This is a genomic window from Hyphococcus lacteus (assembly GCF_041058985.1).
Classification (GTDB): domain Bacteria; phylum Pseudomonadota; class Alphaproteobacteria; order Caulobacterales; family Parvularculaceae; genus Hyphococcus; species Hyphococcus lacteus.
Window position 1 is genome coordinate 2,494,930 of record NZ_JBEHZE010000001.1, and the last position, 16,127, is coordinate 2,511,056.

General features: G+C 50.6%; 12 protein-coding genes. 5 read left to right on the top strand and 7 right to left on the bottom strand.

Going from position 1 to position 16,127, the window contains the following annotated elements; genetic code table 11:
* Nucleotides 1–72 precede the first annotated feature (72 nt).
* Nucleotides 73–2,973 carry an excinuclease ABC subunit UvrA gene (gene uvrA / locus ABFZ84_RS11905; RefSeq protein ID WP_369314236.1) on the top strand — a complete coding sequence of 967 codons (2,901 nt, stop codon included), beginning with the start codon at nt 73–75 and terminating at the stop codon, nt 2,971–2,973.
* Between the two features lie 157 nt (nt 2,974–3,130).
* Here the strand turns inward: uvrA and ABFZ84_RS11910 are convergent, their stop codons facing one another.
* The 3 genes from ABFZ84_RS11910 to ABFZ84_RS11920 form a co-directional block, all read right to left on the bottom strand.
* Entirely contained in the window at nt 3,131–3,991 is an 861-nt protein-coding gene (locus ABFZ84_RS11910) for a hypothetical protein (protein ID WP_369314237.1), read from the bottom strand.
* A 107-nt stretch (nt 3,992–4,098) separates the two neighbouring features.
* Nucleotides 4,099–4,920, bottom strand: a complete 822-nt coding sequence (locus tag ABFZ84_RS11915; protein ID WP_369314238.1) for an ABC transporter substrate-binding protein — start codon at nt 4,918–4,920, stop codon at nt 4,099–4,101.
* Nucleotides 4,921–5,000: 80 nt separating this feature from the next.
* The gene (locus ABFZ84_RS11920; RefSeq protein WP_369314239.1) at nt 5,001–5,528 is read right to left on the bottom strand and encodes an adenine phosphoribosyltransferase; all 528 of its coding nucleotides are present in this window, start codon (nt 5,526–5,528) and stop codon (nt 5,001–5,003) included.
* 253 nt (nt 5,529–5,781) lie between these two features.
* On the opposite strand from ABFZ84_RS11920, the gene ABFZ84_RS11925 reads away from it, so the two are divergent.
* On the top strand, nt 5,782–7,851 hold the full coding sequence (locus ABFZ84_RS11925) for a M13 family metallopeptidase (protein WP_369314240.1): 2,070 nt from the start codon (nt 5,782–5,784) through the stop codon (nt 7,849–7,851).
* 115 nt (nt 7,852–7,966) lie between these two features.
* Entirely contained in the window at nt 7,967–9,817 is a 1,851-nt protein-coding gene (gene cobT, locus ABFZ84_RS11930; protein WP_369314241.1) for a cobaltochelatase subunit CobT, read from the top strand.
* On the opposite strand, the gene ABFZ84_RS11935 is transcribed toward cobT, so the two are convergent.
* From ABFZ84_RS11935 to ABFZ84_RS11945, 3 genes are all read right to left on the bottom strand, one after another.
* The gene (locus tag ABFZ84_RS11935) at nt 9,814–10,989 is read right to left on the bottom strand and encodes a cytochrome b/b6 domain-containing protein (protein WP_369314242.1); all 1,176 of its coding nucleotides are present in this window, start codon (nt 10,987–10,989) and stop codon (nt 9,814–9,816) included. The genes cobT and ABFZ84_RS11935 overlap by 4 nt on opposite strands.
* Before the next feature lie 5 nt (nt 10,990–10,994).
* Complete coding sequence (locus ABFZ84_RS11940; RefSeq protein ID WP_369314243.1) at nt 10,995–11,657, bottom strand: YceI family protein; 663 nt, start codon at nt 11,655–11,657, stop codon at nt 10,995–10,997.
* 95 nt (nt 11,658–11,752) lie between these two features.
* Nucleotides 11,753–12,367 (bottom strand): nitroreductase family protein, encoded by a 615-nt coding sequence (locus ABFZ84_RS11945; protein WP_369314244.1) that lies wholly within the window; start codon nt 12,365–12,367, stop codon nt 11,753–11,755.
* 128 nt (nt 12,368–12,495) lie between these two features.
* On the opposite strand from ABFZ84_RS11945, the gene ABFZ84_RS11950 reads away from it, so the two are divergent.
* On the top strand, nt 12,496–14,712 hold the full coding sequence (locus ABFZ84_RS11950) for a dehydrogenase E1 component subunit alpha/beta (RefSeq protein WP_369314245.1): 2,217 nt from the start codon (nt 12,496–12,498) through the stop codon (nt 14,710–14,712).
* Complete coding sequence (locus tag ABFZ84_RS11955; RefSeq protein ID WP_369314246.1) at nt 14,709–15,740, top strand: ACP S-malonyltransferase; 1,032 nt, start codon at nt 14,709–14,711, stop codon at nt 15,738–15,740. The genes ABFZ84_RS11950 and ABFZ84_RS11955 overlap by 4 nt, the downstream gene beginning before the upstream one ends.
* Here ABFZ84_RS11955 and ABFZ84_RS11960 read toward each other — a convergent pair.
* Nucleotides 15,727–16,122 carry a SpoIIAA family protein gene (locus tag ABFZ84_RS11960; protein ID WP_369314247.1) on the bottom strand — a complete coding sequence of 132 codons (396 nt, stop codon included), beginning with the start codon at nt 16,120–16,122 and terminating at the stop codon, nt 15,727–15,729. The two genes, ABFZ84_RS11955 and ABFZ84_RS11960, sit on opposite strands and share 14 nt — an antisense overlap.
* Nucleotides 16,123–16,127: the final 5 nt, after the last annotated feature.

Consider the following 16,127-nt stretch of genomic DNA (forward strand, 5'->3'; position numbering starts at 1 on the left):
ATTTTTCGGCTCTATCCCTATATGCCGCGCCTGGTCACGACTGCAGTCACTCGATGAAATAAAGAAGCCCATATGAGTTTGAAATCAATCCGCGTCGCCGGCGCACGTGAACACAATCTAAAAAACGTGACGTTGGAAGTGCCGCGCGACAAGTTGATTGTCATGACCGGATTGTCCGGATCCGGCAAATCGTCGCTCGCATTTGATACAATCTACGCCGAAGGCCAACGCCGCTATGTCGAAAGTTTATCGGCATATGCACGTCAGTTTCTTGAGCTAATGCAAAAACCGGATGTGGACCAAATTGATGGCCTGTCTCCGGCGATTTCGATCGAACAAAAGACAACATCGCGCAACCCACGCTCGACTGTCGGCACGGTCACAGAAATTTATGACTATATGCGCCTTTTATGGGCACGCATTGGTGTGCCGTATTCGCCCGCAACGGGGCTTCCCATTACGTCGCAAACTGTGACGGAAATGGTCGATCGGTTGATGAAAGAAGATGACGGCGCGCGCTTTTATCTATTGGCCCCCATCATCCGTGGTCGAAAAGGTGAATATAAAAAAGAATTTACCGAGTTAATGAAAAAAGGTTTTCAGCGCGTCAAAGTTGATGGCGAATATTATGAAATCGCCGACGTGCCTAAACTCAATAAAAAGATCAAACACGATATCGAGGTCGTCGTTGACCGCGTCGTTATACGCGATGGCGTACAATCCCGCTTAGCTGAGTCATTTGAAACCGCGCTTGAGCTTGCAGATGGTATCTCCATTGCTGAAAGCGCTGACAAAAAAGGTGACGAAGGCGCGCCGCAACGCACCATTTTTTCTGCAAAGTTCGCCTGCCCCGTTTCAGGTTTCACTATTGATGAAATTGAGCCGCGCTTATTCTCCTTCAATGCGCCCGCCGGTGCCTGCCCTTCTTGCGATGGTCTAGGTACAGAGATGATCTTCGACGAAGAATTAGTGGTGCCTGATGGCACGAAACCACTAAATGGCGGTGCAATCGCACCTTGGTCAAAAGGTACCTCACCTTATTATGCACAAACGCTTCAGGCCTTAGCCCGGCATTATAAGTTCAAAATCACCGTTCCATGGGATGAACTTGATAATGATGCGCGTTCTGTCGTTCTTTACGGTACCGGCGATGAGGAAGTAAAATTCATCTACGCCGATGGCGCACGAAAATTTGAAACAATCAAACCCTTTGAAGGTGTCATCCCCAACCTTGAACGGCGTTGGCGCGAAACCGATAGTAACTGGGTTCGCGAAGACATGTCGCGCTTTCAATCCATAACCGATTGCGAAGCTTGCAACGGCATGCGCCTGAAGCCAGAAGCGTTGGCGGTCAAAATTAATAAACACTCGATTTCCGAGGCAACGGCCTTTTCTATCCAATCCGCTGGAAAATGGTTCGATGAATTAGAAACAAAGCTCTCGAAAAAAGAACTCGCGATCGCATCACGCGTTCTAAAAGAAATCCGCGAACGGCTTTCTTTTCTCAATAATGTCGGCCTTGATTATCTGACTTTGTCACGCGCATCCGGCACGCTTTCCGGCGGTGAAAGCCAGCGCATCCGTCTTGCCTCACAAATTGGGTCCGGTTTGACCGGCGTTCTTTATGTTCTTGATGAGCCGTCAATCGGTCTTCATCAGCGCGACAATGAACGATTGTTGGAAACTTTACGCCATCTGCGCGACCTCGGTAATTCGGTCATTGTTGTTGAGCATGACGAAGATGCCATCCGTACAGCAGACCATGTTGTCGATATTGGTCCGGGTGCGGGTATTCATGGTGGCGAGATCGTGGCGCAAGGCGCGGTCAAAGACATTATGAACACCAAAGGTTCGCTGACTGGTGATTATCTTGCTGGACGCCGCGAAGTACCCGTTCCTACGGATCGCCGAGTGTATGATAAACGCAAGACCATCAAAATTACCGGCGCGCGTGCGAACAACCTTAAAAACGTGACCGCAGAGGTGCCCATCGGACTATTAACATGTGTCACTGGTGTTTCCGGCGGCGGTAAATCGACCTTGGTGATCGAGACTTTATATAAAGCCGCGGCGCGCCGTCTTTATAATAGTAAAGACGCGCCCGCAGAGCATGATAAAATTGCGGGTTTAGAGAAATTCGACAAAGTTATTGATATTGACCAATCCCCGATTGGCCGTACACCGCGCTCCAACCCCGCCACATACACAGGCGCATTTACGCCGATGCGCGAATGGTTTGCGGGTCTGCCGGAAGCAAAAGCGCGCGGATACAAACCGGGGCGCTTTTCCTTCAACGTCAAAGGCGGGCGATGTGAAGCTTGTCAGGGCGATGGCGTGATCAAAATCGAGATGCATTTTCTACCCGATGTTTATGTGACCTGCGATGTCTGCAAGGGCCAACGCTATAACCGCGAAACCCTTGAGGTTAAATTCAAGGGCAAATCGATTGCCGATATTCTCGATATGACTGTCGAAGAAGGCGCAGAGTTTTTCAAAGCTGTTCCGTCGATCCGCGATAAATTGGCGACCCTCAATCGTGTTGGGCTTTCCTATGTAAAGATCGGTCAACAAGCGACAACCCTTTCGGGTGGCGAAGCGCAACGGGTAAAACTCTCTAAGGAGTTATCAAAGCGCGCGACAGGCCGCACACTTTATATTCTTGATGAACCGACAACGGGCCTTCATTTCGAAGACGTCCGTAAGCTGATGGAAGTCATTCAAGAGCTAACCGAGGGCGGTAATACAGTTGTCGTTATCGAACATAACCTTGACGTGATCAAACAGGCCGACTGGATTATCGACATAGGCCCCGAGGGCGGTGATGGTGGCGGGACGATTGTGGCCGCCGGAACGCCCGAAGATGTTGCGACCGTATCTGAAAGCTATACAGGAAAATTCTTGAAACCACTGCTCGGTCCCAAAAAAAAGGCACCCGCCAAAAAGAAGACAACGAAACGCAAACGCGCAGCATAGACAGTGGATCCCGGATCAAGGCGGGATGACGGTGGAGAAGTGTGCGCCCGAACCGCCACCGTCATTGCGGGCTCCGACCCGCAATCTATCTCGGGATACACATAGAGCGCACAAAAAAGGCCGGCAAAAGCCGGCCTTTTCCAGTCAAATTTATCGACTATTGATCGATAACATCGTCAGCGGCGTCACCAACATTGTCGGCTGCGTCCTTCACACCATCGCGGGTTTTATCCCAGGTGTTTTGCATCGCATTCCGGCTATCGCTAAAGCGCGGTGCTGCCGTCAATTCGGCTTCGGAAAGGTCTAGAACGAGGCCGCCATCACCCTGCTCGACCGCAAGTTTAGAGTAGGCAACCGCATAACGCTCGCCCATTCCGATGCTGCCAATTGCGCTTTTCTGCACCAGAACATGCTCAATTCGACCGTCCGATGAAAGAATTAGGTCATTGATCACAGCGTCATCATCGGCGTTTTCATTGGCAGTCTGAAGATCGACCTTCGCACCAATAATCTCAGACGCGAGACTATAATCATTCATTTTTTCGGTTTTATATTCCGCAACGGATTGAACAGCTTCCTCGCTTAGCGAAACCGAAACAATAGGCTCATGATCATTGTCTATAGCGATGTCCATTTGCTTGTAATCAAGCGCACCTCGCGTACCGCCTAAACCAAAAATGCCGCCGGATAGAAAGACGGCTTTGCTAGCATTGCCTTGTGCATCGATTTCAAGGTCGTCGATGCGCGCGATACGGTCGCCATTCGCGCCGCGAATACCCTCACCCAATAATTCTTTAACACTAAGCGATGTTGGGCTCATCCATACAGTGCCATTGGCTTCGTATTTCGTCGACATTTTTTTGGTTTTGTCGTGATTGGCTTTGCCCGCCTTCATGTCGCCTTGCTTCATCTCAGCATGGGCTTCGGCGTTCATTTCAGTTTTTTTGTTTTGTTCTGCATTTGCGCTCAGCGGCAACAATAGTGCTGACGCGGCGGCAGTAATCAGTAACTTATTCATAATAGTCCGTCCTTTCCAAACTACGCCACCGCCAACAAGGCAAATGTAAAATTGTTCCAAGAACAATAATTGCAGTTTGGAAAGAAAGGCCCGTAATGCGCTTGCGACTACTGAACAGCAATCATACTCGGGCACCGATATGGTGGCAGCGCACTAACAACCATGTTTTCGGGATTAAACCACGTCTTTTCAAGGTCGTCCCAATACCCTTCGAGGTCGCGGAGGATCACCCATTCATTTAACGCTTCACGCAGATCTTCGCTATTCTGATCAACGGCAAACGCCTCAATCGTCCGGGTCAACGCATATTTGTGTGGAATAACATATTTCGTAGATTTGATATCTTTCGCGACAGACAAATAGGGCTCGAACATTACGGCACCATCGACCGAGCCATCTTCAAGCGCGTCAACGATCTGAGTAAAAGAACTAAAGGGTTTAAGCTCTGCGCCAGAAAATTCGCCCTTTGCCACCTCACCTGAAACGCCGCCTTCCTGATATGCAATAGTGATATCTTTGCGATTGAGGCCGCGGACGGTTTTTCCGCGTTTGGCCGCTTTTTTACTTACGACCACAAAATATTCGGTGTCATGGTACGGTAATGAAAAATCTAAAAGACGACGGCGCCAAGACATGTTGGAATAGCCTGAAGCGATCATGTCCGCTTCGCCTTCCAGCACTGCGTCAGCCAATTCGCAAAACGGCTTTTCAATATATTCAATATCGACGCCCAAATGTTCGCCTAAGCCGGTCGTTGAATCGATTTCGAATCCACGCAGATGGCCTTCATCGTCACTAATAACAAAGGGCGAAAGGCTGGCCACGGCAACACGTAATGTACCACGCGATTTTATTTCTTCGAGATCCGCAGCAATAGCGCTACCAGCCAAGGTGAAGCCAAACAAAATTGAGTAAACTAGGTTTTTCATGCGCAACGCCCTCCTGAGCCAATAGCCTTTATGGCATGGGTCGACTGGATCGGACACCCTCAAACTGCGCCACCACGTGGTTACTCGCCTTCATACTCCACCAATGCCGTCACGTTCATCCCTTGCGCACGGAGTTTTTCAGCGCCGCCAAGGTCTGGAAGATCGACAACGAATGAACACAAGGCAACGACGCCCCCAGCGCGTTCGATTAGCTTAATCGCAGCTCCCGCAGTACCGCCGGTCGCAATAAGGTCATCGACAAGCAAAATTCGTTCGCCTTTTTCTATTGCATCCGTATGAATTTCAACTTCGTCGGTGCCGTATTCCAGATCATAGGTCTCGCCGATTGTCTCAAAGGGAAGCTTGCCTTTTTTCCGAATGGGTACAAATCCAACGGAAAGCTGGTGCGCGATCGCACCACCGAGAATAAACCCTCGCGCTTCAATGCCCGCGACTTTGTCGATCTTTGCGCCGGCAAGCGGTTGAACCAATTCATCTACCGCCCGGCGAAAGCCCCGTGCATCGGTCAAAAGCGTCGTAATATCCCGGAACATGATCCCTGGTTTTGGATAATCCGGAATGGTTCGGATTACGGATTTCAGGTCCATGTCTTTGTCCTCTTTACGGCTTTACTAAAAATCCCGCGCACCATGGCTGAATCGTCTCCAGGCGGCAAGTCAGATTGTGCGCCGCAAAATGCCGATATTAGACAAATTAGCACGCTCCTCTTGGGCGCGGGCACCTTAGCGCTTATCTGCAACGCTTCACCCCACTCGGCTTGCGCTTTGGAACAAAATAAACAAAGTCGCGATAGGGGAATACGTCAAGCTTCGACGACCGGAATCACGCGAGGAGAACACCGTGAAAAAATTTCTATTTTGTAGCGTAGCCGCCTTTGCGCTTGCCGCTTGCAGCCAGCAGAGCGATCCCACTGGCACCGCGCAAGAAAAATCAGACAAAACAACAGTAGAATCTAATAGTGCAGCTCTCGGCGATTGGGGTGTCGAGCCTTCGGACATCAATTCCGAAATCGATCCGGGCGATGATTTCTATCAATTCGTCAATGGCAAATGGCTCGATACTTTTGAGATCCCGGACGAATTCTCAAACTATGGATCTTTTACGGTCTTGTTTGAACGTTCGGAAGACCGCGTGAAAAAGATTATTGAAACGGCGGCATCAGGGAATCCTCCTGCTGGTTCACTCGAAGACAAAATCGGTAATTTCTACGCAGCCTTTACGGATGTCGACGCAATCAATGCGAATGGATTCGAAGTCGTCGCAGACGACTTTGCCAAAATTGATGCGCTTACTTCGCATGAAGATGTTGCCCGCGCGATGGGTGATCCGCGTATTGGAGCCATGTCACCAGTTGGCGCTTATGTCAGCGTCGATTCAAAAAAGACTGACCAATACATCACCTATATCACGCAATACGGTCTCGGCCTTCCGAACCGTGATTACTATCTCGATGCAAAGTTTTCAGACAAGCGCCCCAAATATATCGCCTATATAGAAAAGACACTCAGTCTCGCTGGTGTTGATGATGCGGCCGCCAAGGCTAAATCAATCATGGACCTAGAAACCCGCATTGCGGAAGTTCATTGGGAGCCAGCAAAGCGACGTAATCGCGACCTTACTTATAATCTTAAGTCCTTAGATGAGCTAAAATCATTCGCGCCCGGCATACCATGGGATGCCCTGCTCGATTCTGCAGGACTAGGAAACGAGACTTCGTTTGTAGTGCGTGAAGACGACGCGATCGCAAATCTCGCGACGATTTTTGCGAACACCCCGGTAGAAACTTGGAAAGCCTATTTGAAATTCCATCTGCTCAATGAAAATGCGGCTGTCCTTCCGAGTGCATTAGACGACGCGAATTTCGCATTCTTTGGTACAGAACTTCGTGGCACGCCGAAACAACGTGAACGTTGGAAGCGTGGTGTTAGCGCCGTCAATAACGCAATGGGCGAAGCCGTCGGCAAAGTTTATGTGGAGCAATTTTTTCCCGCCGAATCCAAAGCGCAAATGGAGGATCTCGTATCAAATCTGCGCGTTGCACTGGATGAGCGTATAACAGACTTGCCATGGATGAGCGAAGCCACAAAAACAGAAGCCCATGCCAAGCTCAAAAAATTTACGCCCAAAATTGGTTATCCTGATAAATGGCGCGATTATTCAGACCTAATCGTGACCGAAGGTAAAGCCTATGAGAATGCGCGAAACGCGGTTGCGTTTGATTGGAATTATTCAATCTCTCGCCTCGGCGGTCCCGTTGATAAAACCGAATGGGGCATGACACCCCAGACGGTCAATGCGTATTACTCACCCCCGCGAAATGAAATTGTGTTTCCTGCGGCGATTCTACAGGAACCGTTTTTTGATCCGTATGCCGATCCAGCTGTAAATTATGGCGGTATTGGCGCGGTGATCGGCCACGAAATCGGCCACGGCTTTGACGATCAAGGCCGCAAGTCGGATGGCGACGGGATGTTGCGGGATTGGTGGTCATCAGAAGATGCTAAAAACTTCAGTAAACTAACTGAAAAGCTTGGTGAGCAATATTCTAGCTACGAACCTGTTGAGGGGTTTTTCGTAAACCCCGAACTAACAATGGGTGAGAATATTGGCGATGTTGGCGGACTCGCTATGGCCTATCACGCCTATAAGCTTTCGTTGAACGGACAAGAGGCACCAGAGATCGGTGGCTATAGCGGCGATCAACGCTTTTTTATGGCATGGGCTCAGGTCTGGAAACGCATCGTTCGCGAGGAAGCCTTGAAAAACCAAATTGCCAGCGACCCTCATTCGCCTGCCCGGTATCGGGTCAATGGTGTCGTTCGGAACATGGACGCGTGGTATGACGCATTTGATATTGGCGAAGATGACGCGCTTTACCTTCCACCAGAAGAACGCGTTCAAATCTGGTAATTATATTGACCCTAAAGGCCCCATTCGCGGGGCCTTTGTTATTGTCACTTCTTGGCGCAAGCTGAGGTGAAACGTCCTCTTGGGGTTTTGCTCGCCCGCGCCTATGATCGCCGTCATGAACGACAAAGAACAAATACGCGAATCTTTCAAACGGGCCTTACTGCATACGGCACGTGCCTTATCAGCCCAACATGAAGCTGAGGTCGCCTTTGGCGGTGACCATGTTCAGGTGCAGGGAAAGTCGGCTCGGATTCCGCTTCCGTCCCGCATTATTGACAAGGAAAGCGCCGCCATCGCCCGTGGCGAAGGTGATGCCGCTGCGCTTCGGCTTGCCCACCACGACCCGGACGCACATATGCGCCTCGCACCAAATGGTGCCGAAGCCCGCGCGGTATTCACCGCACTTGAGAATGCCCGCTGTGAAGCGATTGGCGATCTTGCGTTAAAAGGGGTTGGCGACAATCTTGCGGCATCCCTCGCGAAGTCCATCAGCGACAAAGGCTTTGAACGCCTCGGCCCCTCAGACACCGCGCCCATTCCTGACGTCGCAGCACTTCTTTTGCGCGAGCGGATCACCGGGCGTCCAGCCCCGGAAATCGCCTCGACAATCATGGATACTTGGCGCGCCGACCTAGAAGCACGCGCGGGTGCCTCGCTCGATGCGCTGGCGAACACCGACAATCTTGATGACCAAGAAGCTTTTGCATCGCTCGTTCGGAATTTTCTCCACGATCTTGACCTTGATGACGATGATCAAGGCGACCAAAGCAGTCAACAAAGTGCCGAAGATAGTCAGGACGACGACGATAAAGACGATGACAGCGCCGACGGCGATGACGAAACGGGCCCCGATGAGATGCCGGAAGATCCCGGAACGGGTGATGCCGATGCTGGTGATACCGAGATGTCCGAGCAAGAAATGGACACCAGCATGGAGGACGATGACGGCGCGAGTGAGAACGCGAAAATTTCGTCGCTCAAGTCCCAGTTCGATGGCGATAGCGGCGCTGTTTATCATGCCTACACGACCGAGTACGACGAAATCGCAGAGGCTGTAGACCTTTGTGACCCAGAAGAACTAACACGTCTTCGCAAGTCATTAGACCGTCAACTTGAAAACCTTCATGCCGTCGTCGCACGTCTTGCTAATAAGCTTCAGCGTAAATTAATGGCGCAACAAAACCGAAGCTGGTCGTTCGATCTTGATGAAGGTGTTCTTGATGCGGCGCGCCTTGCGCGGGTCATCGTCGATCCGATGCAGGCGCTTTCATACAAGATGGAGCAGGAACAGGACTTCCGCGATACGGTGGTAACATTGCTGATCGACAATTCGGGTTCGATGCGCGGGCGGCCAATTACAATCGCGGCCATCTGCGCCGACATCTTAGCCCGCACACTTGAACGGTGTGGCGTCAAAGTCGAAATTCTTGGCTTTACAACCCGCGCTTGGAAAGGCGGCCAAGCCCGCGAAAAATGGATGGCGGATGGCCGCCCCAAAGATCCGGGCCGCCTGAACGACCTTCGTCATGTTGTTTACAAACCGGCCGATGCGCCGTGGCGTCGTTCGCGCACTTCACTGGGCTTGATGATGAAAGAAGGCCTTTTGAAAGAGAACATCGATGGCGAGGCCCTTCAATGGGCGCACAACCGCTTGTTGGGACGGTCAGAATCGCGCCGCATCATGATGGTTATCTCTGATGGTGCGCCGGTAGATGACACCACATCTTCGGCTAATGGCGGCGCGTATCTTGAGCGCCATCTACGAGAGGTTATTCAATTTATAGAAACCCGCTCACCGGTCGAACTCCTCGCGATTGGTATCGGCCATGACGTTACGCGATATTACGAGCGTGCACTGACGATTGTTGACGTCGATCAGCTAGGAGGTGCAATGATTGATAAACTCGCAGAGCTTTTTGATGAAAAACCTGTGGGTACTAGGCCACGTAGCGGTCGCGCCGCTTAATTGCGGCGCGTCGCATGAATTTCAAAGTTGACGCGGACATTCAGTGCGATTTCTTCGTCGTCCAACCACGCTGTGTTCTCGCCCAACCCGTAATTGGTTCGGATTAAATCAACGCCGCCATTCGCAATCGCGTCATCCCCGTCGATATTGAGATCAAATGAAAGCATAATTGGCTGCTCATAAGACTTTACCTGCAAGATACCGTCTGCCTCATAGCGGCTCCCCTCAGTCAAACGGATTTCCGTCGATCTAAAGCGCGCCTCGTCATAATTTTTTGTGTCAAACCATTCGGTTCCGGGAATGTTTGAATCGCGCAAGCTATCGCCTGTGGTCGCAGAACTGGTCGCTACAACGATCTCAATTTTTGATTGTTCCAGCGCCGCCGGGTCGAACTCTATTTCTGCACTAAACTGGTTAAAAGCACCCGTGAAGCTTTTGCCTTTTTCCTCGCCGATGAAAACAATCTTGCTTTGATCGTAGTCAACGGCCCAGTTACCGGCTTCTGAATGCGCGATTTCACCGGTGTTGCTGTTCGTTGCGGGAACCAAGAGATATACCAGCGAGCCTAAACCCAGCGCTGTAAAAATTGCTGCGATCCCAATCCAAGGCTTGGCGTTGGATGGTAACATTGATCGCAACACATCGTCTTTATTGAAAAAATGGTGTTTTAGCGCAGCACCAACATGAAGTACCAATAAGAACAAAATTGTGAACGCAAGGTATTCATGAACTTCGGCCCAAAGATGTTCGGCGCTTTCACGGTCCACCACTCCGCCGAAAAACGGCAAATGCGGCACGGGAATAATGCCAAAGAACTTGGTCGGAATATCCGTAGGTGAAACACTCACCATTGCCCAACCGGCCAATGGCGTCAGTAGCATCAAACCATAAAACGCCCAATGAGTTGCGCGGGCGACCAGTTTTTCCCATTGGGGCATTTTACTCGGCAATGTCGGCGCGCGATGGGATAAACGCCACGCCAGGCGGAAAAACGTCAGTGCAAGGATCGAAAGCCCAAAAGATTTATGGAGTTGATAAAGATCAAACTTAATCACCGAACTATTCGGCAGATTATGCATAAACAAGCCACCGGCGATTTGGCCGAGTATCAAAACCGCGATTGCCCAATGAAGGGCAACCGCGACGGCGCTGTATCGCTTTGTGCTTGTCATATCTATTATTCAGCTGCCATTTGGAATTCAGCTTCGATCTGAATATCTACTTCGTCACCGACATAGGGGACATAAAGCCCAAGATCAAAATCAGAGCGATTGATTTGAGTCGTGCCGGAAAAACCAATCTTGTAAACGCTATTACGTTCGTCGAATGAACTTGTGTTATAAGTAACGTCGAGGGTCACTGGTTTCGTGATGCCCATCATTGTCAAATCGCCGGTTACTTTGCCTGTCGTCGCGCCAGTGCTTTCGACGGCTGTGCTGACAAACGTAATTTCCGGATTTTCGGCTGTGTTGAAAAACTTGTCACCGTTCAAATGGCCATCAAAAACGTCAACACCTGAGTCAATTGATGTCGCATCAATCGTGACATTGATAGAAGATTCTGTTGGGTTTTCAGCGTTCCAATCAAGCGTGCCTTCCCAGTTCCGCCAACGCAACATTGGCCGCGAAAGTCCCTGATGAAGGTATGAAAAAGTAATGTAACGGTGCGTCGCATCTGAGACATATGTCCCTGACTTCGCATCAAATGTTGGCGCTTCTGCATTGTTCGTTTCAGCGGCCGGCGTTTCGGCCTTTGCTGTCGTCGTTGCTTCACCACACGCGGCGATCGCCAATATGGCAGCCGCAGAAATTGCGGTATTCTTTACTGTCAGAAAATTCATATGGTTCGTCCTTCCAATTCAAAAGCAATTTCGCATGATCAAGGTAGTAGGCAAACTGTTTTCAAGTAATTTCTATTCCCCTCACCTCGAAGTGATTAAGCACCATAACGAGAAATAAGCGCACTCATATCGGGTCTGCCCCGCTCTTTGGGTTGTTGAGTTGCCGTCCCGATATAAATGAAACCAGCAATTCTTTCATCTTTGCCCAACGAAAGTGCATTCGCGATTCGCTCGTCAAAAGCATACCATTCAGTTAGCCACTGCGCAGCAAAACCGAATGCACAGGCGGCCAAAAGAAGGTTTTGACCTGCCGCGCCGGCGCTTAAAATTTGTTCCCATTCAGGCGTGCGGTGGGTTTTATCCACATTAGAAATCAGCCCCACAATAATCGGTGCACGTTGAAACCGGTTTTGCTCATAAGCGATTTTTTCTTCACTCGCATCAGGATTATCGGCAACAAACACATCTCTTAGTGTTTTGCCGAAACTCGCTCTCGCTTCGCCTTCGAAGACAATAAATCGAAATGGCGCGACACGGCGATGATCGGGCACCCGCGCAGCGATCTTTAAAATGTCATCTAGGGTTGCGCGATCAGGTCCGGGGCCACCCAGGCAATCTGCTGTTGTCGACCGCCGCCGACGGAGCAATTCCAAGGTTTCCACACTCTTATGCGCTGCTGGCAGATCCTCGCCTAATTCGGGATAATTCAACAGTTTTCTCCTATCGCTATCACTCGTATGCCACTTGGCAAACCATATTGGTTTGGTAGGAGATAGGATAGTTGCGATGAAATTCAAATTCGCATATCGGATATCTTTTTTACGATAGGAAATATGACATGGCGGGGGCTATTGCAGCATCAGGTGACGGATTCCTGGCACGGCTAGAGGCTGGCCGCCTGCCCGATGCCCTGAGCGTGACTACGCTTGTGGATGCCGGGCTTTCAAAAATTGATCTCGTTGCTCTTTTTGAAAGTCAGCTCACAAGCCGGTGTCTTGACCTTCAAGCGCGTCGCCTTGGCGCTGAAAAGCGCGGATTTTATTCGATTGGCAGTTCCGGACACGAAGGAAACGCCGCGGTCGCCCGCACCTTTCGCGTGAGTGACATGGCATTCCTACATTATCGCAGCGGCGCATTTTATATTGAACGCGCAAGTAAATTGCCGGGCGAAACGCCAATCTGGAATATGGCCCTGTCGTTTGTAGCGTCCGCCGAGGATCCGATCTCCGGTGGTCGTCATAAAGTCATCGGTTCAAAGTCACTTTTTATTCCACCACAAACATCGACCATCGCATCACACTTACCCAAAGCAATGGGCGCGGCGTTTGCGGTTGCCCTTGCACGCACCCACAAAAAGCCCGATGCGCAAATGCCAAATGATAGCGTTGTTCTATGTTCTTTCGGCGACGCTTCCGCAAACCATTCAACCGCAGTTGGCGCGATTAACGCAGCCGCGCATACGGGTTATCGCGGATTACCACTTCCATTGGTTTTTGTCTGCGAAGACAACGGCATTGGTATTTCGGTTAAAACGCCTGATGGCTGGATCGCGGCCAGTTATGGTGCGCGCCCCGGCTTGCGCTATGTGGCCGGTGATGGTCGCGATGTGGTGGACGCAATGCGCGCCGCACGCGAAGCCGAGCGTTGTGCACGCGGGGCACGCAAACCAGTATTTCTACATTTGCGCACCGTTCGTTTAATGGGTCATGCAGGCTCTGACATCGAAAGTACCTATCGCGATAAGGCGGAAATTGAAACCCAAGCCGATCAGGATCCGTTGCTCCACACAGCAAGGCGCCTCATTGAAGATAACATCATGTCACGAGAGGACATACTCAGTTTGTACACAGATATTGGTGGACGTGCCATTCGCGCGATGGAAGAGGCGACAAGCCGACCCAAACTCACCAGCAGAAAAAGTGTATGTGAATCACTCACCCCACCAAAACGCCCTCGCCGCGCATTACGCAAAGGAACGATGGTTGCAAAAGCGCCTGACGACAGCCGCGCCAAGGGCGAACCGCAACATTTGTCGCGTCTCGTCTCGCTTACGCTGGCTGAACAAATGGAACGCGACGCCAATGTTGTCGTCTTTGGTGAGGACGTCGCGAAAAAAGGCGGTGTTTATGGCGCAACCACACGGCTTCAACAAAAGTTTGGCCCCACCCGCGTTTTTGATAGTATTTTAGACGAGCAATCAATTTTTGGCATGGCTATTGGCCTTGCGCAAAATGGTTATCTACCGGTGCCGGAAATTCAATTCCTTGCCTATGTGCACAACGCAGAAGATCAATTACGTGGCGAGGCCGCTTCGTTATCATTCTTTTCAAATGGTCAGTACACTAATCCTATGGTCGTTCGCATTGCGGGACTTGCCTACCAAAAAGGATTTGGCGGTCATTTCCACAATGATAATTCTGTCGCGGTATTCCGCGATATCCCGGGTATTATTCTTGCGGTGCCATCGAGCGGAAGAGAAGCCGTTAAAATGATACGCGAAGCATTTCGCCTCGCGCGTGAGGAAGGCCGCGTTGTGGTCTTTCTTGAGCCCATCGCCCTATATGGGACCAAAGACCTCATTGCCGACGGCGACGGCTTGATGACCGCCACGTTCAATGACATCGAGGATAGTGCTGAATTTGGCGCTGTAAACGTCATCGGCGATGGCGCTGATCTCGCAATTTTGACTTATGGTAACGGTACATTCCTATCGCAACGGGCGGCCCATTTGCTTACTGCAAACGGCATAAAAACACGGATCATTGATTTACGTTGGTTGACACCATTACCCATGGAAAGCGCGATAACGGCAATAGGAAAATGTAAAAACGTTCTTATCGTCGATGAGTGCAGAAAGTCCGGATCCCCAAGCGAAGAAATTATTGCGCAATTTGCTGATCGTGGGCTGAGCTATAACCTTTCGCGTATCAACGGCGATGATACGTTCATTCCACTTGGCCCGGCGGCGGATGAAGTTTTGATCAGCGTTGAGGATATTATTGAGGCCGCCACCCAGTTAACGAACGCAGACAATAAGCGAGCCGCAAAGAAATGAAAAAATCCGCTGTCGTAGTTTTTCCGGGTCGCGGTACATATGGCAAGGATGAGCTAAATTATCTTGGCCGCCACCGTAGCGACAAGCTGCCATTCATAGGTGGCGTCGATCAATGGCGCCGCGAAGCGGGCCGTGTTCCGATTTCAGAATTGGACAATGCGAAATCATATGCAGCGTCAAAACATGCATCGAGCGTGAACGCATCGGCGCTGATTTACACCTGTGCGCTGGCGGACTTTACAAGTATCGACACGGAAAAATTCGACATCACGGCGGTCTGCGGCAATTCGCTTGGTTGGTACCTGACACTTGCGGCGGCAAATGCCTTAGCGCCAGAAAATGCGATCCGACTGATTGATACCATGGGTGCACTCATGGAAACTGACGGCGTCGGCGGCCAGTTGATTTATCCATTTGTGGATGAAAATTGGAAACCCAGTAAAGCGCGGGAAAAAGCAATCGGTGAAGCGCTTCATGCGGGGCGTACCGATGGGCAAGCTTTCCTTTCTATTCGTCTCGGCGGCATGGCGGTTCTGGCCGGTGATGAAGCGGGCATGGCCGCGATGGAAAAATCTCTACCCCAAGCAGAAAGCCGCTATCCCTTCCGGCTTGCGCGGCATTCCGCATTTCATACGCCTTTGCTTGAGCACGTTTCAAAATCTGCATTTGAAACATTGGGCCGCGATCTTTTTCAATCCCCAACGCTTCCCATGATTGATGGGCGCGGTAAAATATGGTCGCCAAACGCAAGCGATATAGACGCACTTTATCAGTACACACTCGGTGAACAAATTGTTGAAACCTATGATTTTTCAAAATCGATCGAGGTTGCGATCAAAGAATTTGCGCCCGATTGCGTAATCCTCGCGGGGCCCGGCTCAACCCTGGGCGCGCCAATTGCACAAGAATTGATCAGCCATGGTTGGAGAGGACTTACTTCAAAGGCAGATTTTTCGGCACGTCAAAAAGAAGACCCGTTCGTTTTGGCAATGGGCCGTGAAGATCAACGCGCGCTTACGACTGGCTAGGCGTATAAGGTTCTTCCAGCCAAAGCCGTGCGTGGTCACGCTCATGCATCGGAAATATTTTCATCCTGAAGTGTGACCCGCGGGCGAACAGTTGAAAAATTCGAAACATGATACCGGGATTATCACTGACCAACGCAAACCTCCGCATGGATTTAAAAAATGCATAGTCTTCAGGTTTGTTACTAGCGGTCGCAGTTTTCATCATCGCTGTGAACAGATTTTGCGGCTTACCATAATGGACCTCTAGCCAGCCGATATATTGATGGTCCGCAGCTAACTCACGCATATTGTCGACGACCTCTGACATCCGATCAAGTTGGTACGCACCGAACAACTCAATTTCCAAATAACCATGCCTGTCATCGCGCCTGATGTTCATCATATGCG

Bases quoted from the DNA above. Each gene is read 5' to 3' on its own strand.
- ABFZ84_RS11910 (WP_369314237.1), bottom strand. From the start codon at position 3,991: ATGAATAAGTTACTGATTACTGCCGCCGCGTCAGCACTATTGTTGCCG.
- ABFZ84_RS11915 (WP_369314238.1), bottom strand. From the start codon at position 4,920: ATGAAAAACCTAGTTTACTCAATTTTGTTTGGCTTCACCTTGGCTGGT.
- ABFZ84_RS11935 (WP_369314242.1), bottom strand. From the start codon at position 10,989: ATGACAAGCACAAAGCGATACAGCGCCGTCGCGGTTGCCCTTCATTGG.
- ABFZ84_RS11955 (WP_369314246.1), top strand. From the start codon at position 14,709: ATGAAAAAATCCGCTGTCGTAGTTTTTCCGGGTCGCGGTACATATGGC.
- ABFZ84_RS11950 (WP_369314245.1), top strand. From the start codon at position 12,496: ATGGCGGGGGCTATTGCAGCATCAGGTGACGGATTCCTGGCACGGCTA.
- ABFZ84_RS11940 (WP_369314243.1), bottom strand. From the start codon at position 11,657: ATGAATTTTCTGACAGTAAAGAATACCGCAATTTCTGCGGCTGCCATA.
- ABFZ84_RS11960 (WP_369314247.1), bottom strand. From the start codon at position 16,122: ATGATGAACATCAGGCGCGATGACAGGCATGGTTATTTGGAAATTGAG.
- ABFZ84_RS11920 (WP_369314239.1), bottom strand. From the start codon at position 5,528: ATGGACCTGAAATCCGTAATCCGAACCATTCCGGATTATCCAAAACCA.
- cobT (WP_369314241.1), top strand. From the start codon at position 7,967: ATGAACGACAAAGAACAAATACGCGAATCTTTCAAACGGGCCTTACTG.
- uvrA (WP_369314236.1), top strand. From the start codon at position 73: ATGAGTTTGAAATCAATCCGCGTCGCCGGCGCACGTGAACACAATCTA.